General features: G+C 73.7%; 24 protein-coding genes. 17 read left to right on the top strand and 7 right to left on the bottom strand.

Annotated elements, in window-relative coordinates; all coding sequences use genetic code 11:
- The first annotated feature begins 311 nt into the window (after nt 1-311).
- Nucleotides 312-902 carry a TetR/AcrR family transcriptional regulator gene (locus ACFYYR_RS11940; protein WP_388850306.1) on the top strand — a complete coding sequence of 197 codons (591 nt, stop codon included), beginning with the start codon at nt 312-314 and terminating at the stop codon, nt 900-902.
- Nucleotides 903-1220: 318 nt separating this feature from the next.
- On the opposite strand, the gene ACFYYR_RS11935 is transcribed toward ACFYYR_RS11940, so the two are convergent.
- Entirely contained in the window at nt 1221-2228 is a 1008-nt protein-coding gene (locus ACFYYR_RS11935) for a DeoR/GlpR family DNA-binding transcription regulator (protein WP_388850303.1), read from the bottom strand.
- A gap of 126 nt (nt 2229-2354) precedes the next feature.
- Entirely contained in the window at nt 2355-3803 is a 1449-nt protein-coding gene (locus tag ACFYYR_RS11930; protein WP_388850300.1) for an NAD(P)H-quinone dehydrogenase, read from the bottom strand.
- Nucleotides 3804-3908: 105 nt separating this feature from the next.
- Between ACFYYR_RS11930 and ACFYYR_RS11925 the strand changes: the two genes are divergently transcribed.
- The 3 genes from ACFYYR_RS11925 to ACFYYR_RS11915 all read left to right on the top strand — a co-directional run bounded on the left by ACFYYR_RS11925 (nt 3909) and on the right by ACFYYR_RS11915 (nt 7314).
- Nucleotides 3909-4346 (top strand): gamma-glutamylcyclotransferase, encoded by a 438-nt coding sequence (locus ACFYYR_RS11925; RefSeq protein ID WP_351511090.1) that lies wholly within the window; start codon nt 3909-3911, stop codon nt 4344-4346.
- A 146-nt stretch (nt 4347-4492) separates the two neighbouring features.
- Nucleotides 4493-5308 carry a purine-nucleoside phosphorylase gene (locus tag ACFYYR_RS11920; protein WP_388850296.1) on the top strand — a complete coding sequence of 272 codons (816 nt, stop codon included), beginning with the start codon at nt 4493-4495 and terminating at the stop codon, nt 5306-5308.
- Nucleotides 5309-5598: 290 nt separating this feature from the next.
- Entirely contained in the window at nt 5599-7314 is a 1716-nt protein-coding gene (locus ACFYYR_RS11915; RefSeq protein WP_388850293.1) for a phospho-sugar mutase, read from the top strand.
- Between the two features lie 297 nt (nt 7315-7611).
- Here ACFYYR_RS11915 and ACFYYR_RS11910 read toward each other — a convergent pair whose 3' ends face one another.
- Entirely contained in the window at nt 7612-8262 is a 651-nt protein-coding gene (locus ACFYYR_RS11910; protein WP_388850290.1) for a PH domain-containing protein, read from the bottom strand.
- 220 nt (nt 8263-8482) lie between these two features.
- Here ACFYYR_RS11910 and deoC point away from each other — a divergent pair, with 220 nt between their 5' ends.
- The 4 genes from deoC to ACFYYR_RS11890 all read left to right on the top strand — a co-directional run bounded on the left by deoC (nt 8483) and on the right by ACFYYR_RS11890 (nt 12658).
- Nucleotides 8483-9478, top strand: a complete 996-nt coding sequence (deoC, locus tag ACFYYR_RS11905; RefSeq protein ID WP_388850364.1) for a deoxyribose-phosphate aldolase — start codon at nt 8483-8485, stop codon at nt 9476-9478.
- Between the two features lie 6 nt (nt 9479-9484).
- Nucleotides 9485-10921: an aldehyde dehydrogenase family protein gene (locus tag ACFYYR_RS11900; protein ID WP_388850287.1), complete on the top strand. Its 1437-nt coding sequence runs from the start codon at nt 9485-9487 to the stop codon at nt 10919-10921.
- A complete protein-coding gene (locus ACFYYR_RS11895; RefSeq protein ID WP_388850284.1) occupies nt 10914-11789 on the top strand; it encodes an aldehyde dehydrogenase family protein in 876 nt (291 codons plus the stop codon). Before ACFYYR_RS11900 ends, ACFYYR_RS11895 begins: the two co-directional genes overlap by 8 nt.
- 194 nt (nt 11790-11983) lie before the next feature.
- Nucleotides 11984-12658: a uridine kinase gene (locus tag ACFYYR_RS11890; RefSeq protein WP_388850281.1), complete on the top strand. Its 675-nt coding sequence runs from the start codon at nt 11984-11986 to the stop codon at nt 12656-12658.
- A 383-nt stretch (nt 12659-13041) separates the two neighbouring features.
- On the opposite strand, the gene ACFYYR_RS11885 is transcribed toward ACFYYR_RS11890, so the two are convergent.
- Nucleotides 13042-13851: a SigE family RNA polymerase sigma factor gene (locus ACFYYR_RS11885; RefSeq protein WP_388850278.1), complete on the bottom strand. Its 810-nt coding sequence runs from the start codon at nt 13849-13851 to the stop codon at nt 13042-13044.
- A 217-nt stretch (nt 13852-14068) separates the two neighbouring features.
- Here ACFYYR_RS11885 and afsQ1 point away from each other — a divergent pair, with 217 nt between their 5' ends.
- The 4 genes from afsQ1 to ACFYYR_RS11865 all read left to right on the top strand — a co-directional run bounded on the left by afsQ1 (nt 14069) and on the right by ACFYYR_RS11865 (nt 17833).
- Nucleotides 14069-14746, top strand: a complete 678-nt coding sequence (afsQ1, locus tag ACFYYR_RS11880; protein ID WP_351511068.1) for a two-component system response regulator AfsQ1 — start codon at nt 14069-14071, stop codon at nt 14744-14746.
- Nucleotides 14743-16284, top strand: coding sequence for an ATP-binding protein (locus tag ACFYYR_RS11875; RefSeq protein ID WP_388850275.1), 1542 nt, complete (start codon nt 14743-14745; stop codon nt 16282-16284). The genes afsQ1 and ACFYYR_RS11875 overlap by 4 nt, the downstream gene beginning before the upstream one ends.
- A 176-nt stretch (nt 16285-16460) precedes the next feature.
- Entirely contained in the window at nt 16461-17051 is a 591-nt protein-coding gene (locus ACFYYR_RS11870; RefSeq protein WP_388850272.1) for a hypothetical protein, read from the top strand.
- 293 nt (nt 17052-17344) lie between these two features.
- Nucleotides 17345-17833, top strand: coding sequence for a VanZ family protein (locus tag ACFYYR_RS11865; protein WP_388850269.1), 489 nt, complete (start codon nt 17345-17347; stop codon nt 17831-17833).
- A 196-nt stretch (nt 17834-18029) separates the two neighbouring features.
- On the opposite strand, the gene ACFYYR_RS11860 is transcribed toward ACFYYR_RS11865, so the two are convergent.
- Together ACFYYR_RS11860 and ACFYYR_RS11855 are read right to left on the bottom strand one after the other, a co-directional pair.
- Nucleotides 18030-18401: a hypothetical protein gene (locus ACFYYR_RS11860; protein ID WP_388850266.1), complete on the bottom strand. Its 372-nt coding sequence runs from the start codon at nt 18399-18401 to the stop codon at nt 18030-18032.
- A gap of 176 nt (nt 18402-18577) precedes the next feature.
- Nucleotides 18578-19741: an adenosine deaminase gene (locus ACFYYR_RS11855; protein ID WP_388850263.1), complete on the bottom strand. Its 1164-nt coding sequence runs from the start codon at nt 19739-19741 to the stop codon at nt 18578-18580.
- A gap of 102 nt (nt 19742-19843) precedes the next feature.
- Between ACFYYR_RS11855 and ACFYYR_RS11850 the strand changes: the two genes are divergently transcribed.
- The 5 genes from ACFYYR_RS11850 to ACFYYR_RS11830 all read left to right on the top strand — a co-directional run bounded on the left by ACFYYR_RS11850 (nt 19844) and on the right by ACFYYR_RS11830 (nt 23830).
- Nucleotides 19844-20614, top strand: a complete 771-nt coding sequence (locus ACFYYR_RS11850; protein WP_388850260.1) for an alpha/beta hydrolase family protein — start codon at nt 19844-19846, stop codon at nt 20612-20614.
- A gap of 392 nt (nt 20615-21006) precedes the next feature.
- Nucleotides 21007-21210 carry a cold-shock protein gene (locus tag ACFYYR_RS11845; protein ID WP_351511057.1) on the top strand — a complete coding sequence of 68 codons (204 nt, stop codon included), beginning with the start codon at nt 21007-21009 and terminating at the stop codon, nt 21208-21210.
- A gap of 319 nt (nt 21211-21529) precedes the next feature.
- Nucleotides 21530-22999, top strand: a complete 1470-nt coding sequence (locus ACFYYR_RS11840) for a DEAD/DEAH box helicase (protein ID WP_388850257.1) — start codon at nt 21530-21532, stop codon at nt 22997-22999.
- A gap of 70 nt (nt 23000-23069) precedes the next feature.
- A complete protein-coding gene (locus ACFYYR_RS11835; RefSeq protein ID WP_388850254.1) occupies nt 23070-23474 on the top strand; it encodes a hypothetical protein in 405 nt (134 codons plus the stop codon).
- A gap of 44 nt (nt 23475-23518) precedes the next feature.
- The gene (locus tag ACFYYR_RS11830; protein ID WP_388850251.1) at nt 23519-23830 is read left to right on the top strand and encodes an SCO5918 family protein; all 312 of its coding nucleotides are present in this window, start codon (nt 23519-23521) and stop codon (nt 23828-23830) included.
- A 112-nt stretch (nt 23831-23942) separates the two neighbouring features.
- On the opposite strand, the gene ACFYYR_RS11825 is transcribed toward ACFYYR_RS11830, so the two are convergent.
- A complete protein-coding gene (locus ACFYYR_RS11825) occupies nt 23943-24953 on the bottom strand; it encodes a LysR family transcriptional regulator (protein WP_388850248.1) in 1011 nt (336 codons plus the stop codon).
- Nucleotides 24954-24971: the final 18 nt, after the last annotated feature.

The following is a 24971-nucleotide window of genomic DNA, read 5'->3' as shown; positions in this document are numbered from 1 at the left end:
GCCCACCGCACGGGCACCGTCAAGGGACTGACCGCCGAGGTCGGCGCCTCCATCTCCGCCGGCGCCGTCATCTGCGACATCAAGGACTGACGGCCCGCACACAGCACGTCAGCGGACCCCCGGCACCCGGTGCCGGGGGTCCGCTGCTGTCCGGGGCGCACGCGGCAACGCGGCCGTCGCCGGGGCCCGGCTCGCCGGCACCGCGTTCCTGCCCCGCCCGGGGCGCACCGGAACGCGCCGGGCGCCGGGTGGCATGCTGGACTCCCCCGGACCGCGGCCGGGCGGGCACCGAGGAGCACGGAGGACGGCCGATGGCGACCGAAGCGGCGCAGGACCCGGTGCGGCCGATGCGCGCCGACGCCCGGCGCAACTACGACCGGCTGCTGGCCGAGGCCCGCTCGGCCTTCACCGAACACGGCACGGACGCCTCGCTGGAGGACATCGCCCGCCGCGCGGGCGTGGGCATCGGCACCCTCTACCGCCACTTCCCCAACCGCTACGCCCTGATGGGTGCCGTCTTTCAGGGTGAACTCGACGCGCTGCTGGCCCGGTCACGGGAGCTGCTGGAGGCGGAACAGCCCTGTGCGGCGCTGGTCGACTGGCTGCGGGCCGTCATCGACCACGCGGGCACCTACCGGGGGCTGGCCCGGGCGCTGATGAGCGCCGCCCAGGACAAGGCCTCGGCGCTGGCGCGGTGCCGGGTGCCGATGCGCGAGGCGGGCAGCGCGCTGCTCGTCCGGGCCCAGCGGGCGGGCTCCGTGCGGGACGACGTCGACATCGCCGATCTGCTGCAGCTGACGAACGCCATCGCCCTGGCCGTCGAGGCGACCCCCGACGACCCGGACCTGGCGGACCGGCTGCTCGGCCTGACCTTCACCGGGCTGCGGCCGGGGCGCGGTTGAGCCACGGGCCGCCCGCGCCGGACGGCGGTACGGGCACGAGCCGGGACCACCGGGGGTGCCCCACGCGAGTCCGCACCCGGTGCCCCTGAGGGCCCGTCGGACGGCACCGCGCAGGCCTGCGAGCCGCTGGGTGGCCCCCGGCCCCGGTCCGGCCCGAGGCGCTGCTCCGGCCGGGCGAGCCGGCGCTGCGGCTGATGCCGCCCGCCGCCCGCCACCCGTGCCGTGGTGCACCGGAGCCGGGCGGCCGGCGGTCGGGCCCGGCCCGGCCGACGGCCGGTGCGGCATCAGCCTCGGCTCGGCGTCAGCGGCGGACCGGCGTCAGCGGCGGCGCGGCGACAGGTCGGCGATGCGGCCGTTCGCCACCGCGGTCTGCTGGTCCGACAGGGCGCCGCCACCGCGCAGCTGGGGCCCGCCCGGCCCCGGCGGGTGGTTGCGCCGCTGGCCCGGGAGCGGCAGCTCCTCCTTCGGGGCGGAGGGCGCCATCCGGCGGGGCCTGCGGCCCTGCGGACCGTTTCCCTCGGCCCCCGCTCCGGACGGCCCCGGCCCCGTACCGGCCACCGCGACCTGCACGCCCTGGTCGGCGAGGGCCTGCAGTTCGGTGGCGGCGCGGTCGTCGTGCAGCGGGGGCTCGTCCGTCACCAGCCGGGTGATGACGTCCGTCGGCACCGTCTGGAACATGGTGTCGGTGCCCAGCTTGGTGTGGTCCGCGAGCACCACGACCTCGGCCGCGGCCTGGACGAGCGCCCGGTCGACGCTGGCCGACAGCATGTTGGAGGTGGACAGGCCGCGCTCGGCGGTCAGCCCGCTGCCGGAGAGGAAGGCCCGGGAGACCCGCAGCCCCTGGAGGGACTGCTCCGCCCCGCTGCCGACCAGCGCGTAGTTGGAACCGCGGAGGGTGCCGCCGGTCATCACCACTTCGACCCGGTTGGCATGGGCCAACGCCTGCGCGACGAGCAGCGAGTTGGTGACGACGGTCAGCCCCGGGACGCGGGCGAGCCGGCGGGCCAGCTCCTGTGTCGTCGTACCGGCTCCGACGACGATCGCCTCGCCCTCCTCGACGAGACCGGCCGCGAGATCGGCGATGGCCGTCTTCTCCGCGGTCGCTAGATGGGATTTCTGCGGGAAGCCGGACTCCCTGGTGAGCCCTCCCGGCAGCACCGCACCGCCGTGCCGGCGGTCGAGGAGTCCTTCGGCCTCCAGCGCCCGTACGTCCCGCCGTACGGTCACTTCGGAGGTCTGGACGACGCGGGCGAGTTCCCGGAGCGACACCGCTCCGTTCGCTCGCACCATTTCGAGGATCAATTGGCGACGTTCTGCAGCGAACACGAAACTGACAGTAACCCCAGCGACCGTCTGCTTTCAGCAGTTTGCGCCGAATTACAGAAGTTGTTCGCACAGGGGTGCCGCAAGTGGTATACGGGGCAACGACCCCGCAGGCGGCACCCGTACGGCCTACAGCTCGCGCGGAGCCTTCCGGGTGTGCAGCTGCCGTGCCACCTCGGCGATCGAGCCCGACAGGGACGGGTACACGGTGAAGGCCTTGGCGATCTGTTCGACGGTCAGGTTGTTGTCGACCGCGATCGAAATCGGATGGATGAGCTCGCTCGCCTTCGGGGCGACGACGACACCGCCGACCACGATGCCCGTGCCGGGGCGGCAGAAGATCTTCACGAAGCCGTCCCGGATGCCCTGCATCTTCGCGCGCGGGTTGCGCAGCAGCGGCAGCTTGACGACCCGGGCGTCGATCAGCCCGTTGTCCAGGTCCGCCTGGCTGTAGCCCACGGTGGCGATCTCGGGGTCGGTGAAGACGTTCGCCGAGACGGTCTTGAGGTCCAGCGGCGCGACCGCGTCGCCCAGGAAGTGGTACATCGCGATCCGGCCCTGCATCGCGGCGACCGAGGCCAGCGCGAACACACCCGTGCAGTCACCGGCCGCGTAGACGCCCGGAGCGGTCGTCCGTGACACCCGGTCGGTCCAGATGTGCCCGGAGTCCTTCAGCCGGACCCCGGCCTCCTCCAGGCCCATGTCCGCGGTGTTGGGGATCGCGCCGACCGCCATCAGGCAGTGCGAGCCGGTGATGACCCGGCCGTCGGCGAGGGTGACCTCGACCCGGTCCCCCACCCGCTTGGCGGACTGGGCGCGGGAGCGGGCCATGACGTTCATCCCGCGGCGCCGGAAGACGTCCTCCAGCACGGCCGCCGCGTCCGGGTCCTCGCCCGGCAGCACCCGGTCGCGCGAGGACACCAGCGTCACCTCGGAGCCCAGCGCCTGGTAGGCGCCCGCGAACTCGGCACCGGTGACACCGGAGCCGACCACGATCAGCTCCTCGGGGAGCTCGGTGAGGTCGTAGACCTGGGTCCAGTTGAGGATGCGCTCGCCGTCGGGCTGCGCGTCCGGGATCTCCCGGGGGTGCCCGCCGGTCGCCACCAGCACCGCGTCCGCGACGAGTTCCTCGGTGGAGCCGTCCGCGGCGGTCACGGTGACCCGGCGCGAGCCGTCCGGGGCCTGGTGGGGCTGGAGCCGGCCGCGGCCGCGCATGACCCGGCCGCCGGCCCGGGTGACCGAGGCGGTGATGTCGTGGGACTGGGCGAGCGCGAGGCGCTTCACCCGGCGGTTGACCTTGCCCAGGTCGACGCCGACCACCCGGGCCGCCTGCTCGATGTGGGGCGTGTCGTCGGCGACGATGATCCCCAGCTCCTCGTAGGAGGAGTCGAAGGTCGTCATGACCTCGGCGGTGGCGATCAACGTCTTCGACGGCACGCAGTCGGTGAGCACCGACGCCCCGCCCAGACCGTCGCAGTCGACGACGGTCACCTCCGCGCCGAGCTGGGCGGCCACCAGCGCCGCCTCATAGCCGCCGGGTCCGCCACCGATGATCACGATCCGAGTCACGTGCTCCATTGTCCCGCACCCCTGCCGGCGCCTCTCCCCGGGGCCCCGGGTGCCTCCGAAGGGCCTCTGAGGCACTCCCGGGGATCTCCGGCACGTCTCCCGTACCCTCGACCCATGTCGCTCTACGCCGCGTACGCCGGCAACCTCGACGCGCGGCTGATGTCCCGCCGCGCTCCGCACTCGCCGCTGCGCGGTACGGGCTGGATCTCCGACTGGCGGCTCACCTTCGGAGGCGAGCAGATGGGCTGGGAGGGGGCGCTGGCCACGATCGTCGAGGCCCCGCGGTCCCAGGTCTTCGTCGCGCTGTACGACATCGCCCCCATGGACGAGGACTCCATGGACCGCTGGGAGGGCGTCGGGCTCGACATCTACCGGCGGATGCGGGTGCGGGTGCACACCCTCGACGGGGACGAGGCCGCCTGGGTCTACGTCCTCAACGGCTACGAGGGCGGGCTGCCCTCGGCCCGCTACCTCGGCGAGATCGCCGACGCCGCCGAGTCCGCGGGCGCCCCGCACGACTACGTGATGGAGCTCCGCAAGCGCCCCTGCTGACCGCCGCGCGCCCCCTGTCGGGAGCGGCCGTGTCCCCGGCCGGGGCAGCGGCGCCGCAGCGGTGTCCGACCCGGCATGCGACCGGGATCCGATGGGTATCCGGACGGCGTCTACGCGCGTAGGCGAAGACAGGCTACGCTCGTGCCGTGAACGCTTCTCTTCCTTCGGACCACTCCGGCGCGCCCGACGCCGACGCCGCCGCCGCCCGCCTGCGCGAGCTGACCGGTGCCGAGAGCCACGACGTCGCACTCGTCATGGGCTCCGGCTGGGTCCCCGCCGCCGACGCCCTCGGAACGCCCGAGTTCGAGTTCCCGGTCACCGAGCTGCCCGGCTTCCCGCCGCCGGCCGTCGCGGGCCACGCCGGCACCGTCCGCTCGTACGCCATCGGCGACAAGCGCGCGCTGGTCTTCCTCGGCCGCACCCACTACTACGAGGGCCGCGGGGTCGCCGCCGTGGCGCACGGCGTGCGCACCGCCGTCGCCGCCGGCTGCAAGACCGTCGTGCTGACCAACGGCTGCGGCGGCCTGCGCCCCGGCATGCGCCCCGGCCAGCCGGTCCTCATCAGCGACCACATCAACCTGACCGCCACCTCCCCGATCGCCGGCGCCAACTTCGTCGACCTCACCGACCTGTACTCGCCGCGGCTGCGCGCGCTGTGCAAGGAGATCGACGACACCCTCGAAGAGGGCGTGTACGTCCAGCTCCCCGGCCCGCACTACGAGACCCCGGCCGAGATCAACATGATCCGGGTGATCGGCGGCGACCTGGTGGGCATGTCCACCGTCCTGGAGGCCATCGCCGCCCGCGAGGCGGGCGCCGAGGTCCTGGGCATCTCCCTGGTCACCAACCTCGCCGCGGGCATGACCGGCGAGCCGCTCAACCACGAAGAGGTGCTGCAGGCGGGCCGCGACTCGGCGGCGCGCATGGGCAGCCTGCTGGCCCAGGTCCTCGGCCGGATCTGAGAGATCCCGGCCCCGGCCGGGTACCCATGACCGGGCACGAAGAGGCGCTCACCCGGCGGGTCCGCCCCACGGCGGCCCGCCGGCGCGCCCCGGACGGCCCGGCGGGCACAGCGCAAGGCGCCCCCGACCCTCCGGAGCCCGGTCCGCCCGGGCCCACCCCGGCACGCACGGCCCGGTGACACCGCCGCCGCGCCGGGTATCCCTTCCGTGCCCGTGACCCACCGGTGCCGCCGCCTCGCGCGCAGCGGCGCCGCGGTGACCGGGCCCCGTACCGGACACAGGAGCATCACGTGGCACGCGACACAGCGGAACTCCTCCGCCAGGCCCGTACCTGGCTGGCCGAGGACCCCGACCCGGAGACCCGCGCGGAGCTGAGCGCGCTGCTCGACGCCGTGGACCCGGCGGACGTCGAGAACGGTGCCGAGAGCCCGCAGCTCGCGGAGATCACCGAACGCTTCGCCGGCATGCTCCAGTTCGGCACCGCCGGACTGCGCGGCGAGCTCGGCGCGGGCCCGATGCGGATGAACCGCGCGGTCGTCATCCGGGCCGCGGCCGGCCTGGCGGCCCACCTGAAGAAGCAGGGGCAGACCGGCGGACCGGTCGTCATCGGCTACGACGCCCGCTACAAGAGCATCGACTTCGCCCGCGACACCGCCGCCGTGATGACCGGTGCCGGGCTGCGGGCCGTGCTGCTGCCGGAGCCGCTGCCCACACCCGTCCTCGCCTTCGCGATCCGGCACCTCGGCGCGGTCGCCGGTGTCACCGTCACCGCCAGCCACAACCCGCCGCGGGACAACGGCTACAAGGTCTACCTGGGCGACGGCTCGCAGATCGTGCCGCCCGCCGACGCGGAGATCGCCGCCGAGATCGCCGCCCTCGGCGGCCTGGACGCGATCCCCCGCCCGGACTCCGGCTGGGAGACGCTCGGCGACGAGATCGTCCAGGCCTACCTCGCCCGTACGGACGCCGTGCTGACCCCCGGCGGCGCGCGGGACGTACGGGTCGTCTACACGCCGCTGCACGGAGTCGGCCGGTCCACCTTCGCCGCCGCCTTCGCCCGGGCCGGCTTCCCGGCCCCGACCGTCGTCGCCGAACAGGCCGAGCCGGACCCGGCGTTCCCGACCGTCGCGTTCCCCAACCCGGAGGAGCCGGGGGCGATGGACCTCGCCTTCGCCACCGCCCGCGCCGCCGGTCCGGACATCGTCATCGCCAACGACCCGGACGCCGACCGCTGCGCCGTCGCCGTCCCCGACCCGGCGGCCGAGGCCGGCTGGCGGATGCTGCGCGGCGACGAGGTCGGCGCCCTGCTGGCCCGGCACCTCGCCGACACCGGCGCCGAGGGCACCTTCGCGACCACGATCGTGTCGTCCTCGCTGCTGGGCCGGATCGCGGACCGGGCCGGGGCGGAGGTCTCCTACGACGAGACGCTCACCGGCTTCAAGTGGCTGGCCCGGGCCGACGGCCTGCGCTACGCCTACGAGGAGGCGCTGGGCTACTGCGTCGACCCGGCCGGCGTCCGGGACAAGGACGGCATCACCGCCGCCCTGCTCGTCGCCGAGCTGGCGGCCGGGCTCAAGCGGCAGGGGCGGACGCTCACCGGCCTGCTGGACGACCTCGCCGTCGAGTACGGGCTGCACGCCACCGACCAGCTGTCGGTGCGGGTCGAGGACCTGACGCTGATCGCCGCGGCGATGACCCGGCTGCGCGAAGCGCCGCCGGCCGCCCTCGCCGGGCTCACGGTGGACTCCGCCGAGGACCTGACCCGGGGCACCGACCGGCTGCCGCCGACCGACGGCCTGCGCTACCGGCTCGCCGGGGACGCCGGGCGCGGTGTGGACGCGGCGCGGGTGGTGGTCCGTCCGAGCGGCACCGAGCCCAAGCTCAAGTGCTACCTGGAGGTCGTGGTGCCGGTCGCCTCCGCCGCGGAACTCGACCGGGGCCGGGCGACGGCGTCGGCGGTGCTGGACGCGCTGAAGGCGGATCTGGCGGCGGCAGCGGGCATCTGACCCCCGCGCGCACCGCGCATGGACGTACGGGCCGCCGGGCCCGCACGAGGGCCCTCGGGTGGCATCACCCGGGGGCCTTCCGCGTCCCCCCTCCGCTCCGCGACAACGCCTGCCACCCGTCGGCGGATGACGGCCCGGCGCGGGTGAGCGAGGAACGGAGCGGCGCGAGCATCAGTGGACGACGGCCCGGCGCGGGTGAGCGACGAACGGACCGGCGCGAGCATCAGTGGACGACGGCCCGGCGCGGGTGAGCGACGAACGGACCGGCGCGAGCATCAGTGGACGACGGCGCGAGCGTCAGCCGATGACGAACAGAGCCGCCGTCAGGACCGCCCCGACCAGACTCGGGACGATGACCTCGAGGGCCCAGCGAACCTGGGGCTCGCCCTGCGCCGACTCGTTGGCCGCGTTGCGCTCCGCCAACTCCCGCAGGTCGTCCACCGCCTGGTCGGACGGGGCGCGGCGGGCCGCGGTGTCGGAGACGTCGGCCGTGCCGGAGGTCCGGCCGTACGGGTCCTCGGAGGCGGCGCGGGCCGCCCGGCGCGCCGCCGTCTTGCGGGCCCGCAGCGACACCGGGATCGCCCACAGCTGGTAGGTGCGGCCGCCCGCGAAGACCTCGCTGGAGTAGCCGGCCCGCACCCCCTCGACCGACGCCCAGGGCAGCGTGATGGTCCGGAAGGGATTGCGCACCCGGAGCCGGTCGGCGCCGGCGAACACCGCCGGGCGCAGGGTGAACGCCACGACCAGCGGAACGACGAGCAGCAGCCCGGCCAGCGCCAGCCAGGGGGTGCGCCCCTCCCCGCGGATCACCGCGTCCCCGCCGAACCACAGGGCGAGAACGAGCAGCAGCACGCCACCGACCAGCGCGGACGGCGAACGGTAGACGCGGTCGGCGAATCCCTGCTGCGACGCGGGCCGGGGTGCGGAGGAGTTGTCGGGGCTCGTCATGGGCCCGATTCTGCCCGATCGTCCGGATGCCGGACATTGCGTTCCGGCATCGAATACGGGTGCTCCCGGCGCCTCCGCCCGCGCTCCGGGCCCGTTCCCGGGCCCCGGCGGCACGGACATCCACCGGGGTGCGCGGGGCCGTCCGGGGGGCCCGTCCCGGCGGGAGGAGAGTTCGGGGGGTGACAGTTGCTACGCGCGTAGATATGCTCGGGTGGTGACCATGCCCACCACTGTTCCCGCATACGGCAGTGAAGCCGCGGAGCGCCTGGCGTCGATGGCGGACGTGACCGCCTCGGACGCCGCACTGCGCCGCTTCCTGCACGGCCTCCCGGGCGTCGACGCGGTCGGTCTGCAGGCCCGCGCCGCGACGCTCGGCACCCGCTCGATCAAGACCACGGCGAAGGCGTACGCCATCGACCTGGCGATCTCGATGATCGACCTGACGACACTGGAAGGCGCGGACACCCCGGGCAAGGTCCGGGCGCTCTGCGCGAAGGGCGCCCACCCCGACCCGACGGACCGCTCCGTCCCGAAGGTCGCCGCGATCTGCGTCTACCCCGACATGGTGGCCACCGCCAAGGAGGCGCTGGCCGGGTCCGGCATCCATGTCGCCTCCGTGGCCACGGCGTTCCCGGCGGGCCGGGCGGCGCTGCCGGTGAAGCTCGCCGACACCCGGGACGCGGTCGCCGCCGGGGCCGACGAGATCGACATGGTGATCGACCGGGGTGCCTTCCTCTCCGGCCGGTACCTGGACGTCTTCCAGGAGATCCAGCAGGTCAAGGAGGCCTGCGCGCGTCCGGACGGCACCGCCGCCCACCTCAAGGTGATCTTCGAGACCGGCGAGCTCCAGACGTACGACAACGTGCGGCGCGCCTCCTGGCTGGCGATGCTCGCCGGCGCGGACTTCATCAAGACCTCCACCGGCAAGGTCGCGGTGAACGCCACTCCCCCGGTCACCCTCCTCATGCTGGAGGCCGTCCGCGACTTCCGCGACGCCGTGGGTGTACAAGTGGGAGTGAAGCCCGCCGGCGGCATCCGCACGACCAAGGACGCGATCAAGTACCTGGTCATGGTCAACGAGACGCTGGGCGAGGAGTGGCTGACGGCGGACTGGTTCCGCTTCGGCGCCTCCAGCCTCCTCAACGACCTGCTGATGCAGCGCCAGAAGCTGAGCACCGGGCGTTACTCCGGTCCCGACTACGTGACGGTGGACTGATCCGACATGAGCCCAGCATTCGACTACGCACCCGCCCCCGAGTCCCGGGCGGTCGTGGACATCGCCCCCTCGTACGGGCTGTTCATCGACGGCGAGTTCACCGAGGCCTCGGACGGCAAGGTCTTCAAGACCGTCTCCCCGTCCTCCGAGGAGGTCCTCTCCGAGGTCGCCCGGGCGAGCAGCGAGGACGTCGACCGCGCCGTCCGGGCCGCCCGCACGGCGTTCGCGTCCTGGTCCGCCCTGCCGGGCGCCGAGCGCGCCAAGTACCTCTTCCGCATCGCCCGCATCGTCCAGGAGCGCTCGCGCGAGCTGGCGGTGCTGGAGTCGCTCGACAACGGCAAGCCGATCCGCGAGTCGCGGGACGCCGATCTGCCGCTGGTCGCCGCGCACTTCTTCTACTACGCGGGCTGGGCGGACAAGCTCTCGTACGCCGGTTACGGCGCCGACCCCCGACCGCTGGGCGTGGCCGGGCAGGTCATCCCGTGGAACTTCCCGCTGCTCATGCTGGCGTGGAAGATCGCCCCGGCGCTCGCGGCGGGCAACACCGTCGTCCTCAAGCCGGCCGAGACCACCCCGCTGTCCGCCCTGTTCTTCGCGGACATCTGCCGTCAGGCCGGGCTGCCCAAGGGTGTCGTCAACATCGTCACCGGTGACGGCTCCACCGGCGCCGAGCTCGTCGCCCACGACGGCATCGACAAGGTGGCCTTCACCGGCTCCACCGAGGTCGGCAAGGCCATCGCCCGCACCGTGGCGGGCACGCGCAAGAAGGTCACCCTCGAACTGGGCGGCAAGGCGGCGAACATCGTCTTCGACGACGCCCCGATCGACCAGGCCGTCGAGGGCATCGTCAACGGCATCTTCTTCAACCAGGGCCACGTCTGCTGCGCGGGCTCCCGCCTCCTCGTCCAGGAGTCGGTCGCCGACGAGCTGCTGGACGCCCTCAGGCGCCGGATGAGCACCCTCCGGGTCGGCGACCCGCTGGACAAGAACACCGACATCGGCGCGATCAACTCGGCCGAGCAGCTGGCCCGCATCCGCAGCCTCGCCGACGCGGGCGAGGCCGAGGGCGCCGAGCGCTGGGCCCCGGCCTGCGAACTGCCCTCCTCCGGCTACTGGTTCGCGCCGACCCTCTTCACCGGCGTGACCCAGGCGCACCGCATCGCTCGCGAGGAGATCTTCGGCCCGGTGCTGTCGGTGCTGACCTTCCGCACCCCGGCGGAGGCCGTGGAGAAGGCCAACAACACGCCGTACGGGCTGTCGGCGGGCATCTGGACGGAGAAGGGCTCGCGCATCCTGTGGATGGCCGACCAGCTCCGGGCCGGCATCGTCTGGGCCAATACGTTCAACAAGTTCGACCCGGCCTCCCCCTTCGGCGGCTACAAGGAGTCGGGCTACGGCCGCGAGGGCGGCCGCCACGGTCTGGAGGCCTACCTCAATGTCTGATCGCCTGGGTGTCCTGAAGACCTACAAGCTGTTCGTCGGGGGCAAGTTCCCCCGTTCCGAGAGCGGGCGGGTGTACGAGGTGACCGCAGCAACATCGTCCGGTGACGAGGGCGCCTGGCTGGCGAACGCCCCGCTCTCCTCCCGCAAGGACGCCCGGGACGCGGTGGTGGCCGCCCGCAAGGCGTTCGGCGGCTGGTCGGGCGCGACCGCGTACAACCGCGGCCAGATCCTCTACCGGATCGCGGAGATGCTGGAGGGCCGGCGCGGCCAGTTCGCCGCCGAGGTCGCCGACGCGGAGGGCCTGAGCGCCGCCGGGGCCGCCGCGCAGGTGGACGCCGCGATCGACCGCTGGGTCTGGTACGCGGGCTGGTCCGACAAGGTCGCCCAGATCGCCGGTTCGGCGAACCCGGTGGCGGGACCGTTCTTCAACCTCTCCACCCCGGAGCCGACCGGTGTGGTGGCCGTCCTGGCCCCGCAGGAGTCCTCGTTCCTCGGCCTGGTGTCGGTGATCGCCCCGGCGATCGTCACCGGCAACACCGTGGTGGTGGCCGCCGCCGAGCGGGCCCCGCTGCCCGCGCTGTCCCTGGGCGAGGTGCTGGCCACCTCCGACCTGCCGGGCGGTGTGGTCAACGTGCTGTCCGGGCGGACCGCGGAGATCGCGGCCCCGCTCGCGGCGCACCAGGACGTCAACGCGATCGACCTCGCGGGCGCCGACGCCGCTCTGGCGAAGGACCTGGAGACGGCCGCGGCCGACAACCTCAAGCGGGTGCTGCGCCCGTCCGCCACGGACTGGACCGCCGACCCGGGCACGGACCGGCTGCTGGCCTTCCTGGAGACCAAGACGGTCTGGCACCCCATCGGGATCTGACCGCCGCTCCACCCGCACGAGCCCCCACCGGCCCCGGCCGGCGGGGGCTCGTCGGCATGCGGGGGTGTTCTCCCGCCCGGCGCCGATCCGTTGGGTCACCACCCGCACACCCGTCGTACCCGCGGCACGGTCGGACAGCCGCTCCGCACCCACGGGTTCCGGAGCCGCGCCCCGATGCGCGACAATGGTGACCCGTGACCTCCCCTCATCGTTCCGCCCGCGTCGTGCTGCTGACGGGGCCGTCGGGCTCCGGCAAGTCCTCCCTCGCGTCCCGCACGGGCTTCCCCGTGCTGCAACTCGACGACTTCTACCGGGAGGCCCACGAGGAGACGTTCCCCGGCGGCCCGCGCGCCCCGATGCCGCTGCTGCCGGACGGCGCCATCGACTGGGACTCGCCGCAGTCCTGGGACGCCGACGCCGCGGTGGCCGCCATCACGGCGCTGAGCTGCGACGCCGTGACCGACGTCCCGGTGTACGACATCGCGACCAGCTCCCGGACCGGTACGGCCCGGCTCGACATCGGCGGGGCACCGGTGTTCATCGCGGAGGGCGTCTTCGCCGCCGACATCGCCGAACGGTGCCGGGAGCTGGGCGTCCTGGCGGACGCGCTGTGTCTGCGCGGCCGGCCGTTCACCACCTTCCGGCGGCGGCTGGTGCGGGATCTGCGGGAGGGCCGCAAGTCGGCCGCGGTGCTGGTCCGGCGGGGCTGGCGGCTGATGCGCGCGGAGCGGGAGATCGTCGCCCGGCAGACGGCGCTCGGCGCGCACCCCTGCGGCAAGGAGGAGGCGTTCGCACGGATCACCTCGGCCGCGGAACGCCGCACGGCCGCCCGCTCCGGCCGCGGCCCCGCCCGTACGGTCAGCGCCTGATGCCCATGCCTGATGTCCATGCCTGACGTCAACGCCTGAGTCAACGCCCGACCGGGCCCGGCGCCCCGGCAGCCACCCAGCGGAACGGCCCGGGAGTACGGAAAGGGCCCACCGGAACGGCCCGGGAACGCGGAGCGCGCCCGGCTGGACGGCGCCCGGAAACAGGAACCCGGACCGGCGGAACGCCCCGGAAAAAAACGGAACGGGACCGAGCAGACCCCCCGGCCGCTCGGTCCCGCTGTGTCACTCCGCCGCTCCCCCGAGCGGCGGCCCCCGTGACCCCCGTGATTCCCCCGTGTTTCCCCCGTACGGCCCGTCCGTCCCCCGATGGACGGGCCTCTGCCGCTCCCCCCGGGGCGGCAGCCCCCGTTTCCCCCCTGCCTTCAGGCGACCAGTTCGCCGAAGGACTCCTCCGCGTCACGGCCGAAGCTCAGGGCCTCGTCCTCGCGCAGCCGGCGCAGGGAGCGCCAGATGCTGCTCTTGACCGTGCCGACGCTGATGTCCAGGATGTCCGCGATCTCCGGGTCGGTGCGGCCCTCGTAGTAACGGAGCACGAGCATCGTCCGCTGGAGCTCGGGCAGCCGGGCCAGCGCCTGCCACAGGACGGCCCGCAGCTCGGTGCCGCGCATCGCGTCCTGGTCGCCCGCGGTCTCCGGCAGTTCCTCGGTCGGGTACTCGTTGAGCTTGCGGCGGCGCCAGGCACTGATGTGCAGGTTCGTCATCGTGCGGCGCAGGTAGCCGCCGACCGCGGCCTTGTCGCTGATCCGGTCCCAGGCCCGGTAGGTCGAGAACAGCGCACTCTGCAGCAGGTCCTCGGCCTCGTAGCGGTCCCCGGTCAGGTGGTACGCCGTCGCGTACAGGGAGGCGCGGCGCTCCTGGACGTAGGCGGTGAACGCCGCTTCGGCCTTCACCGACTCCGCCCGGTCGCTCCGCTTCCCCGTTTCCTCCCTGTACGACGGCTTCGCGGCGGCGCCGCCGGCGACCGTGAACGCGTCGATCGCCACTCGGTACGGCGGCCTGCCGCGTCCGGTACCGCGAGCGCACCCCCGCCCGCTCACGGCACCGGACTTCTCTGGGCTCCGGGCGGCCGGAAGGTGGCCGACGCGGAGCGCGTCCCTGGACGTGTGGTGGTGGCCGACGGGCGTGGCCGTGCGAATCACTGCGCTGGTGGTCCCGGTGTGCAGTGTGTTCATCTCGCGCCCCCCGTCGGTGAAGCCTTGAGTCGGCCGGTTGTCCCCGGGCCGTCGTCCTGCCCGGTGCACAACAGATTGCCGGGCCAGTTTCATCGGGCTGTCCGTCGACTGTCACAGGCCTGTCACAGGCCCCGGACCGGCGCGGGGAGAGCGGATCCGGCCCCAGGGGGACCGGCGAGGTCGAACTACCGGTGCTCCTTGGGCCAGAATGACCGACGTGCCTTTCCTGTTGCTGATCGAGGACGACGACGCCATCCGAACGGCTCTCGAGCTGTCCCTGTCCCGCCAGGGCCACCGCGTGGTGGCCGCGGCCACGGGTGAGGACGGCCTGAAACTGCTGCGTGAGCAGCGCCCGGACCTGATCGTGCTGGACGTGATGCTGCCGGGGATCGACGGTTTCGAGGTGTGCCGGAGGATCCGGCGCACCGACCAGCTGCCGATCATTCTGCTGACCGCACGCAGCGACGACATCGACGTCGTGGTGGGCCTGGAGTCGGGCGCCGACGACTACGTGCTCAAACCGGTGCAGCCGCGGGTGCTCGACGCCCGGATCCGTGCCGTGCTGCGGCGCGGCGAGCGGGAGTCCAACGACGCGGCGACCTTCGGCTCCCTGGTGATCGACCGGTCGGCGATGACCGTGACGAAGGACGGGGAGGACCTCCAGCTGACCCCGACCGAGCTGCGGCTGCTGCTGGAGCTGAGCCGGCGGCCGGGGCAGGCGCTGTCCCGGCAGCAGCTGCTGCGGCTGGTGTGGGAGCACGACTACCTCGGTGACTCCCGGCTGGTGGACGCCTGTGTGCAGCGGCTGCGGGCGAAGGTGGAGGACGTGCCGTCCTCGCCGACGCTGATCCGTACCGTCCGGGGTGTCGGCTACCGGCTGGACAGTCCCCAGTGACGGACCGTCCTCAGCCGCCCGGCCGGGTGCGCGGCTGGGCGGCGGGCAAGCTGCGCCTGACCAGTCTGCGGCTGCGGCTGGTGGTCGTGTTCGCCCTGGTCGCGCTGACCGCCGCGGTGTCCGCGTCCGGGATCGCGTACTGGCTGAACCGGGACGCGGTGCTCACCCGTACGCAGAACGCCGCGCTCAACGACTTCCGCAAGTCGCTGGAGGACAACGCGGGTTCGCTCCCGCTGCGCCCGCCGTGCGACCAGCTCCAGGACGCCGCGAACCGGATGGCCAGCACCACCCAGCACTACGAGGTGGTGCTGATCGACAAGGAGCGGGACGGCAGCGACTGCGCCGCGCCCTCGGACTCCGGCATATTCACCCTGGACGCGGTGCCCGCCGCGCTGCGCAAGGCGGTCAACAAGGAGCGTCCGGCGGACGAGGGGGACGGGCTGCCGTACCACCTGTACTGGCAGCGGCGGACGATCGGCGGGGACCCGTTCCTGGTCGGCGGCGCCAAGGTGATCGGTGACGGCCCGACCGGTTACATGCTGAAGTCGCTCGCCTCCGAGCGCGACGACCTGAACTCCCTGGCCTGGTCGCTGGGGATCGCCACGGCGCTGGCGCTGGTCGGCTCGGCGCTCCTGGCGCAGGCGGCCGCGACGACGGTGCTGCGGCCCGTGCAGCGGCTCGGCAAGGCGGCGCAGCAGCTGGGGGAGGGCAAGCTCGACACCCGGCTGCGGGTGTCCGGCACCGACGAACTCGCCGATCTGTCCCGGACGTTCAACCGGACGGCCGAGTCCCTGGAGGCCCGGGTCGCGGAGCTGAGCGCCCGGGAGGCGTCCAGCCGGCGGTTCGTCGCCGACATGTCGCACGAGCTGCGCACCCCGCTCACCGCGATCACGGCGATGACGGAGGTGCTGGAGGACGAGGCGGACAGCCTCGACCCGATGATCGAACCGGCCGTCCGCATGGTGGTGACCGAGACCCGCCGGCTGAGCGACCTGGTGGAGAACCTCATGGAGGTCACCCGGTTCGACGCGGGCACGGCGCGGCTGGTGCTGGACGACGTGGACGTGGCGGACATGGTCACCGCGTGCATCGACGCCCGCGCCTGGCTGGACGCGGTGGAGCTGGACGCCGAGCGCGGACTCGTGGCCCGGCTGGATCCGCGGCGGCTCGACGTGATCCTGGCGAACCTCATCGGGAACGCGCTGAAGCACGGCGGTTCGCCGGTGCGGGTCTCGGTCCGCACGGTCGCCGCCGGTACGCCGGAGGCGGAGCTGGTCGTCGAGGTCAGGGACCACGGGCCGGGCATCCCGGAGGACGTCCTGCCGCACGTCTTCGACCGCTTCTACAAAGCGAGCGCCTCCCGGCCGCGTTCCGAGGGCAGTGGGCTCGGGCTGTCCATCGCGCTGGAGAACGCCCATGTCCACGGCGGCGAGATCTCCGCGGCCAACTCGGCCGACGGCGGTGCGGTGTTCACGCTGCGGCTGCCCATGGACGCGTCCCGGCTGGGGCCGGACGAGGACGAACAGGACGAGCAGTGATGCACCAGCACCCGCGGACCGGACTCGGCCGCCTTCTCCGCCTCGCCGGCTCACCGCCCGCCGCGGCGCCCCAGGGGACGGAGTCCCGGGGCGCGCCGGGGCCGTTCGGGCTCCCGGGCCTCCGGGCGGGTCAGGTAACTCGGGCACGTCGGGTCCGCCGGGCGGGGAGCGTGGCCGTGGCCGCGCTGCTGCTGGGCTCGGCGGGCTGCGGCATCCGCGGGACATCCGTGCCGGTGGACGCCGGGGCGGCCCCCTCGCGGGCCTCCTGCCAGGTGGCCGGCGGCGACCGGACCGAGCCCGCGGACTCGCCGTCGTCCGTACCGGTCAAGGCCTATCTGGTCTGCAGCATGCAGATCCTGCCGGTGGACCGGACGGTGCAGCTCCCCGAGGGCCGGCTGGTGGCGGACCGGCTGCGGGTCGCCCGCGCCCTCGTCGACGAGCTCCAGGCCCAGCCCGACACGGCCGAGGAGGAGGCCGGGTTCTCCACGGAGGTCCCGGGCGCCCTGGAGGTCACCGGTCCGCGCAAGGACGACCCGAAGGACGCGCTGCGGCTGAGCCGGCTCCCCGACGAGCTGCCGCCGTACGCGCTGGCCCAGTTGGTGTGCACGTTCGCGGAAACGCTGCGGAGCGGCGGTGTGGTGGCCGAGAAGGAGCCCTCGGTGATGCTCGGCGGCCCGTCGGACGACTCCCTGGAGCGCTACGCGTGCACCGAGGGCCTGCGGACCAGGCCGGAAGGCGCGCCTGTCGACGGCACGCCCGTGGAGTGACCGCCGGCGGGTGCGGACTCCACGCGCCGGCCCGGGCGTCCGGGGCCCGATGGCGATGCCGGTTCCGGGGGCGGGCGCGATGCCGGTTCCGGAACCGGGCCCGTGCCCGAGCCCGGTGGCGGGTGGCCCGCCGGAGTTCAACCGCGCGGTAACCAGCGAGTAACAGCTGGAAGACAGCCGGACGCGCCGGAACCGGTTTCCCCGGAAGCCGCGTCCTCCTCGGCGTGCAGCGTCATGGCTCCGGCGAGCGCCCTCCCTCCCCCTTCCGCGCGACAGGATTCGTTCTCCTGGCCGTGCATCTGTCGATTGTCGGCTGGTTCACCCTGCGCCCGCTGACCGTGCCGTGGGTGGCCGCGACCAATCTGCGGCCGCTGGCCACCATCCGCACCCAACTGGCCCAGGGGCCCTGGGAAGCGGCCCACTTCCTCGGCCCGTGGCTGCTGCTGCTGGCGCCGCTGGGCGTGCTGCTGCCGGTGGTCACCGGGCGGCTGGACGGTTCGCTGGTGGGCTCGTCGGCGCACACCGTGTTCACCGGCGCGATGGTGTCGCTGGGCATCGAGCTGCTGCAGACCGACGTCCCGGGGCGCACCCTCGACGTGGACTCCCTGCTGCTCAACACCGCAGGGGTCGCGATCACCCACCTGCTGCTGGTCCCGCCGCTCCGGGCCTGGGCGCGACGGCGGAACAGTGCCGTGCCGGCCGTGCCCCGGACCCGGCCCCGCGAGGAGGCGGTACCGGCGGAAGCGGCACGCCGGCTGACCGAGGTCGGCAGCGCCCTCTGAGCGGGACGCCGGGCCGACCGCCGGGGAACGGCGGCCGGCGGGAGACGACGGCCGGCCGGTGACGACGGTCCACAGGTGAGGACCGACGAGTGACGACGGCCGATTGACGACGACGGCGCCCCGTCCGTACGCGCTGCAGTACGCGCTGTACGGGCGGGGCGCCGTCGTGCCGGGGCGGGTGCCCCGGGAACCGCGGTCAGCCGATCGGCAGGTTGGCGCCGGAACCGGAGGAGTTGATGCTGCCGACGGGCAGACCGCCGAGCAGACTGCTCTGCGCCCCCTTGCCCGCCTTCTTCTTGCCCTGAGCACCCTGGACGTCCCGGGTGTTCTGCTGCTTCCGGGCGAGCTTGCCGCCGAGCGGGAGCCGGGACAGGGCCTGGTCCATGCTCTGGCCGAGGGCGCCGTCACTGGCACGGACGGCCTGCTGGCCGCCGGGGACGTCCTTGACCGCGCTCTCCACGGGCAGCGGGGTCTGCGCACCGTCGGCGGCGGCGGTCCCGGCGGCGGCGACGGCGAAAGCGGCACCGAGCACGGCGGCACCGAGGGTCTTGGCGGTTCCCTGCTTCATGGAATTACGTCCTCGTGGTGGGGAGTCGTGAGCGGCACCGGGACTCGGGCAGACCGAAGAACGCGAGCCGTGACCGCGGGACTCCGCAACGTAGTCACTCCGCAGGGCACCCGCAAACATGCGAGGGGACCGGCCGGGTCGCGTGTCCCGGCCGGTCCCCTCGTGTGCGGCGCGCCCTACCGGTCGGAGCCGGAGGTGCTGGTGGCAGCCGGTTCGATGGCGGTCTGCCGGAACAGCCACTCCGACTTCAGCTCCGCGTACCCGGGCTTGATCACGTCATTGATCATGGCGAGCCGTTCATCGAAAGGAATGAACGCCGACTTCATCGCATTGACGGTGAACCACTGCATGTCGTCGAGGGTGTACCGGAAGGTCTCCACCAGCCGCTCGAACTCGATGCTCATGCTGGTGCCGCTCATCAGCCGGTTGTCCGTGTTGACGGTGGCCCGGAAGTGGAGCCGGCGGAGCAGCCCGATCGGGTGCTCGGCGTACGAGGAGGCGGCACCCGTCTGGAGGTTGGAGGTCGGGCACAGCTCCAGCGGGATGCGCTTGTCCCGGACGTACGAGGCCAGGCGGCCGAGCTTGACCGCGCCGCCCTCGGTGACCTCGATGTCGTCGATGATCCGGACGCCGTGGCCGAGCCGGTCGGCGCCGCACCACTGGAGCGCCTGCCAGATGGACGGCAGACCGAACGCCTCACCCGCGTGGATGGTGAAGTGGTTGTTCTCGCGCTTCAGGTACTCGAAGGCGTCGAGGTGGCGGGTGGGCGGGTAGCCGGCCTCGGCACCCGCGATGTCGAAGCCGACGACGCCCTGGTCACGGTAGGCGTTGGCGAGTTCGGCGATCTCCAGGGCGCGGGCGGCGTGGCGCATGGCGGTGAGCAGGGCGCCCACCCGGATGCGGTGGCCGTCCTCGCGCGCCCGGCGCTCGCCCTCGCGGAAGCCCTCGTTCACGGCCTCGACGACCTCTTCGAGGCTGAGCCCGCCCTCGAGGTGCTGCTCGGGCGCGTAGCGGATCTCGGCGTACACGACGCCGTCCGCGGCGAGGTCCTCGGCGCACTCGGCGGCCACCCGGACCAGCGCCTCGCGCGTCTGCATGACGGCGCAGGTGTGCGCGAAGGTCTCCAGGTAGCGCTCCAGGGAGCCGGAGTCCGCGGCTTCCCGGAACCAGACGCCGAGCTTGTCGGGCTCGGTCTCGGGCAGCCCGTCGTAGCCCGTCTCACGGGCCAGCTCGATGATCGTGCCGGGACGCAGACCACCGTCGAGGTGATCGTGCAGCAGCACCTTGGGGGCCCTGCGGATCTGGTCCGGGCTCGGGGTGTTGGTGGTCTCGCTCGTCATTTCCGCACTCTAACGCCTACGCGCGTAGAGCACCCCGAACGATACGGAACGGTGACCCGCGCGCAGGGTGGTGTGCACCGGCGCGTCTGCCATCGTTCTGCCATGGCTCAGCAAGCAGTGCCGGTGCGGGGTGCCCGGTTGGGGCGGGCGGCGGGAGCGACCGGGGCGGACGCGACGGTCCACGGGGTGGTGCTGCTGCTGCCCGGCGGGCAGCCGGTGAGCACCCGGCGGCAGTCGCCGGTGACCACCGCGGCGGCCCGGCCGCTGGCCCGGCGGCTGGCCCGGGAGGGGCGCGCCGACGGGCTGGTCACCCATGTGGTGCGGTACCGCTACCGCGGCTGGAACGGCGCCGCCCGGCATCCCGTGGAGGACGCCCGCTGGGCGGTGGACGAGGCGGTGCGGCGGTACGGCGACGTGCCCGTCTGTCTGGCCGGCACCGACATGGGCGCCCGCGCCGCCCTGCACGCCGCGGACCACACGGCCGTCAACTCCGTACTGGCCCTGGCCCCTTGGCTGCCGCAGCAGGCGCAGGAGAGCCCGGCGGCCCCCGAGCCGGTGCGGCAGCTCGCGGGCCGCCACGTCCTGCTGGTCCACGGCACCGACGACGCACGGACCGATCCGGAGCTGTCCTACCGGCTGGCGGAGCGGGCGAAGAAGGTCAACCGCGACGTGTGCCGGTTCGAGGTGCACACCGACGGCCACGGCCTGACCCAGCACCGCGCCGAAGTGCTGGCCCTGGCCACGGACTTCGTGCTGGGCGCGGTCCTCGCCCGCGGCTTCTCCCGCCCGGTCGCCGACGCGCTGGCCGCTCCCCCGCCGCTGGGGCTGCGCATGCCGCTGGCGGCGGGCTTCGGGGCGTCGCTGCGGCGGTGACGGCGTGCGGCGGCAGCTTCGGAGGTCGCCGCGGCTGTGCCGTCGCATGACGGCGGCCGGGGTGCGCCGGAGCCCCGGTCACCGGCGACGGAACGGGTCCCGCTCCCCGGCAACGGTCACACCCGATGGACGGCGGGCCGTGCCGCGCTCTCCCGGGCCCGGCTCCCCTTACTACGGCAGGCGGCACTTCGGACCACGCCTCCGGACCGGACACCGTGCTAGTCTCGGGCCGAGTTGCAGTTGTGGTTCCATCGAATCCAGGTGTTCTGGTCGGGTCTTTCGTCGGCGGGTTCATTTTGTGTACCGGCTCCCGAGCCGGGCGAGGCAATCATCGCGGCGACACGGGAGCCGCACCGTGTGGTTCCCGAGACAACCCCCGGAAAGGGACTGGCATGGCAACCGGCACTGTGAAGTGGTTCAACTCCGAAAAGGGCTTCGGCTTCATCGAGCAGGACGGCGGCGGCCCCGACGTCTTCGCCCACTACTCGAACATCGCCGCTCAGGGCTTCCGTGAGCTGCTGGAGGGCCAGAAGGTCAGCTTCGACCTCACCCAGGGCCAGAAGGGCCCGCAGGCGGAGAACATCACCGCCCTCTGACGCCCCGCGCGTATTGGGGCCCGCACCCTGAGGTGCGGGCCCCAGGCATTTCCGCACGCCTCGCACCCCGGCATACCGCCGCACGAGGGCTGCTCGCTTCCCCTCAGCACCGCCCGGCCGCACGGCCCGGCCTCCGCCGTCCGGAGGGCCGGGGGCCGCTGCACCACGGAATGAATGTTCACCGCAATATTCACCGGCCGGCACCGGCCGATTTCCGGCCGATCCGTTCTCCGCATTCCACCCGGTTCGTTCCTGCGTCTTCCCGCGCCCGCCGCTGTCCGGGAATTCCTCGATACGTGCCGTATCGAGGAGGTTCCACATGAACCGAAAGTTCCGCCCGAAGGACCGTTCCGGCCGCTCCGCGGCCGATCCCGCACGTGGTTCCGGCAACCGGTCCCGCGCCGGGCGCGGGGCCGGACGGGGATCCGGACGCCCGTCCGGGCGCTCCGGTGCGGCGCGTCAGGACTTCGCGCCGCCGGCCACCGTCACCCCGGGACTCCCGCCCGCCGAGTCGTTCGCCGACCTGGACTTCCCGGCCGGACTGCACACCGCGCTCACCGCCGAGGGCGTGACCGAGCCCTTCCCGATCCAGGCCGCCACCCTGCCGGACGCGCTGGCCGGCCGGGACGTCCTGGGCCGCGGCCGCACCGGCTCGGGCAAGACCCTGGCCTTCGGGCTGGCCGTGCTGGCCCGTACCGCCGGGCAGCGCGCCGAGCCGCGCCGGCCGCTGGCGCTCGTCCTGGCGCCGACCAGGGAGCTCGCACAGCAGGTCACGGAGGCCCTCACCCCGTACGCGAAGGCGCTGCGGCTGCGGCTGGCCACCGTCGTCGGCGGCATGTCGATCGGCCGCCAGGCCGGGGCGCTGCGCGGCGGGTGCGAGGTCGTGGTGGCCACCCCCGGGCGCCTCAAGGACCTGGTGGAGCGCGGCGACTGCCGGCTGGACCGAGTGGCGGTCACGGTGCTGGACGAGGCCGACCAGATGACCGACATGGGCTTCATGCCGCAGGTCACCCACCTGCTCGACCAGGTGCGCCCGGACGGTCAGCGGCTGCTCTTCTCGGCGACGCTGGACCGCAACGTCGACAAGCTGGTGCGCAACTACCTGCGGGACCCGGTGGTGCACTCCTCCGACCCGCTGGCCGCGACGGTGACCACGATGGAGCACCACCTGCTGCAGGTGCACGGTACCGACAAGTTCGCCACGGCCACCGAGATCGCCGCCCGCGACGGCCGGGTGATCATGTTCATGGACACCAAGCACAGCGTGGACCGGCTGGTGCGGCAGCTGCTGAGCAGCGGCGTCCGCGCCGCCGCCCTGCACGGCGGAAAGTCCCAGCCGCAGCGGACCCGCACCCTGGCCCAGTTCAAGGACGGGCACGTCAACGTGCTGGTGGCCACCAATGTCGCGGCCCGCGGCATCCACGTCGACGACCTCGACCTGGTGGTCAACATCGACCCGCCCGCCGACCACAAGGACTACCTGCACCGCGGCGGCCGTACGGCGCGCGCCGGCGGGTCCGGCCGTGTCGTCACCCTGGTGCTGCCGGAACAGCGGCGCTCCGTGGACCAGTTGATGCGGGACGCGGGCATCACCGCGACGACCACCCGGGTCCGCTCCGGCGAAGCCGAGCTGAGCCGCATCACCGGCGCCCGGACCCCCTCCGGTGTCCCGGTGACCATCACCGCGCCCGCCCCGGAGCGCCCCGCCCGGACCTCGCCCGCACGGCGGAGCCGACGGAGCCGTCCCTCCCGCGGGCGGGGGCGTGCGTCATCGGGCAGGGCCGCGTAGGACGCCGGGCGGGGCCGTGCAGGACGCCGGGCACGACGCGTGGCCGGTGAACCTCGTCGAAGGAGAGTCCATGGCTTCGCTCCACGCACCGCTCCCGCCGGACGGGACGTGCCCGACGGCCCGTGACGCCATGGCCGGGGCGGGGCCGCGGACCGGCACCGGCACCGGCACCGGCACGACGGTCGGCACCGCCCTGCCCCTTCCTCTCGGCGCCCGCGCCGGCCGCCTCCTCGTCCGCGACGAGGACGGCCGGCGCACCGGCCCGGTGATCAGGGTTCGGCTCGCCGTCGGGCAGGGCGAGTCCCGGTACCGGGCGAAGACCCGGGCACGGGACATAGTCTGCAACCGGGGGCCGTTCACCGCTGCCACGGCACCGGTGCCCGCGGACCACGCCGAGGGCGGACGCGCGCTCGAGGCATCCCCCATGATCGACGACCACGGTTACGCACGGGGCGTTCCTGCCCACTCACGCTGATCCTTTCCCGGGCCCGTCCCTCCCTCTGACGCCTGTGAGGCACCATGCGCTTCGTCATCGCCCGATTCCCGTTCGATCTGATCAAGAGCGAAGTAGAGCAGTCGATGGAGGGCGTCGCCCCCGAACCGGTCACGGGCGCGTCCGTGACGATCGGCCGACGCACCTACCCCGTCAAGCAGGTCGGGGCAGTGATCACCAAGCAGGACCGCCGCGACTTCACCGCCGGTGAGGTGGTGCGGGCCCTGACCAAGCTCGGCTTCACCTGCCACGCCGCGCCGCCCGTCAACCCGGCGGAGGGCCTCTTCGGCTCCTCCGGGCCTGCCGGGTCCTCCGGGACGTCCTGGCCGAACGGCTGACGCGTCCGTCGCACCCCGCGCGGGGAGGCGCTGCCGACGAGTGACCGGCAGTGCCTCCCCGCGCGTGCGTCTGCGGCTGCCGACGGACCTCCCCCGCGCCGCCGTACGCGCCTCAGCGCGGGATCAACTGCCCCCGCCGGGACAGGAGGAAGCGTTTGAAGGCCGTCACCGGCGGGGTGTCGTGGTGGCCGTCCAGCCAGGCGACGCCGATCTCCCGGACCGCCCGTGGCGCCGTGACGGTGAGTTCCGCGACGCCCGGCCGGGGCACCGCCGGGGGCGGGAGGAGCGCCACGCCGAGGCCCGCCGCGACCAGGCCGCGCAGGGTCTCCGCCTCCTCCCCCTCGAAGGCCACCCGCGGAGTGAAGCCGGCTTCCGCGCACAGCGCGTCGGTGATCCGGCGCAGTCCGTAGCCCGGCTCCAGGGTCACGAAGAACTCGTCCGCCGCCTCCGCGAGCCGGACCCGGCGGCGGCCGGCGAGCCGGTGGTCCTCCGGGACGACGAGCCGCAGCTTCTGCTCGTCCAGCCGGCGGGCGACCAGGTCGGGCGCGTCCGGGACCGGCGAGGTCAGACAGAGGTCCAGGTCACCGGCGCGCAGCCGGTCGATCATCGCCTCGCCGTAGTTCTGGACGAGCTGGAAGCGGATCCGCGGGTGGTCCGCGCGGAAGGTGCGGATCAGGCCCGGGACGGTCTCCGAGCCGAGGGTGTGCAGGAAGCCGAAGGCGACCTTGCCGCCGCCCGGGTCGGCGTCCGCGCGCACCGACTCGGCGGCCCGCTCGATCTCGGCGAGGGCCCGCTCGACCGTTCCCAGGAAGGCGCGGCCCGCCGGGGTCAGCGAGAGGGTGCGGCCGTGCCGGGCGAACAGGGCGACGCCCAGGTCCTGTTCGAGCCGGACCATGGCCCGGCTGAGCGTCGACTGCGGTACGGCGAGCTGGTGTGCCGCCCGGGTCACATGCTCGTGCCGGGCGACGCCCGCGAACTGGGCGAGCCGCGGCGCGAGCAGCGCCGGCCAGGAATCCGCGTCCAGTTCGGCGACCGCTTCGCCGCCTGCCGCGGTTGTTGCCTGGATGTCTTTTTCGTTGCTGTTCAGTGACATACGCGGTCGTGAGCTGCGATCATGCGCCATGGGAACGATTATGCCGAG

The sequence above is a fragment of the Streptomyces sp. NPDC001922 genome (assembly GCF_042891165.1).
In the GTDB taxonomy this organism is placed as follows: Bacteria; Actinomycetota; Actinomycetes; order Streptomycetales; family Streptomycetaceae; genus Streptomyces.
Note: the sequence above shows the minus strand (reverse complement) of the source record. Positions and strands in the feature narration are given on the sequence as shown.

Coding starts and splice junctions, on each gene's coding strand:
- ACFYYR_RS11940 (WP_388850306.1), top strand. CDS start 312: ATGGCGACCGAAGCGGCGCAGGACCCGGTGCGGCCGATGCGCGCCGAC.
- ACFYYR_RS11930 (WP_388850300.1), bottom strand. CDS start 3,803: ATGGAGCACGTGACTCGGATCGTGATCATCGGTGGCGGACCCGGCGGC.
- ACFYYR_RS11925 (WP_351511090.1), top strand. CDS start 3,909: ATGTCGCTCTACGCCGCGTACGCCGGCAACCTCGACGCGCGGCTGATG.
- ACFYYR_RS11910 (WP_388850290.1), bottom strand. CDS start 8,262: ATGACGAGCCCCGACAACTCCTCCGCACCCCGGCCCGCGTCGCAGCAG.
- deoC (WP_388850364.1), top strand. CDS start 8,483: ATGCCCACCACTGTTCCCGCATACGGCAGTGAAGCCGCGGAGCGCCTG.
- ACFYYR_RS11900 (WP_388850287.1), top strand. CDS start 9,485: ATGAGCCCAGCATTCGACTACGCACCCGCCCCCGAGTCCCGGGCGGTC.
- ACFYYR_RS11895 (WP_388850284.1), top strand. CDS start 10,914: ATGTCTGATCGCCTGGGTGTCCTGAAGACCTACAAGCTGTTCGTCGGG.
- ACFYYR_RS11885 (WP_388850278.1), bottom strand. CDS start 13,851: ATGAACACACTGCACACCGGGACCACCAGCGCAGTGATTCGCACGGCC.
- ACFYYR_RS11860 (WP_388850266.1), bottom strand. CDS start 18,401: ATGAAGCAGGGAACCGCCAAGACCCTCGGTGCCGCCGTGCTCGGTGCC.
- ACFYYR_RS11855 (WP_388850263.1), bottom strand. CDS start 19,741: ATGACGAGCGAGACCACCAACACCCCGAGCCCGGACCAGATCCGCAGG.
- ACFYYR_RS11850 (WP_388850260.1), top strand. CDS start 19,844: ATGGCTCAGCAAGCAGTGCCGGTGCGGGGTGCCCGGTTGGGGCGGGCG.
- ACFYYR_RS11845 (WP_351511057.1), top strand. CDS start 21,007: ATGGCAACCGGCACTGTGAAGTGGTTCAACTCCGAAAAGGGCTTCGGC.
- ACFYYR_RS11840 (WP_388850257.1), top strand. CDS start 21,530: ATGAACCGAAAGTTCCGCCCGAAGGACCGTTCCGGCCGCTCCGCGGCC.
- ACFYYR_RS11835 (WP_388850254.1), top strand. CDS start 23,070: ATGGCTTCGCTCCACGCACCGCTCCCGCCGGACGGGACGTGCCCGACG.
- ACFYYR_RS11830 (WP_388850251.1), top strand. CDS start 23,519: ATGCGCTTCGTCATCGCCCGATTCCCGTTCGATCTGATCAAGAGCGAA.
- ACFYYR_RS11825 (WP_388850248.1), bottom strand. CDS start 24,953: ATGGCGCATGATCGCAGCTCACGACCGCGTATGTCACTGAACAGCAAC.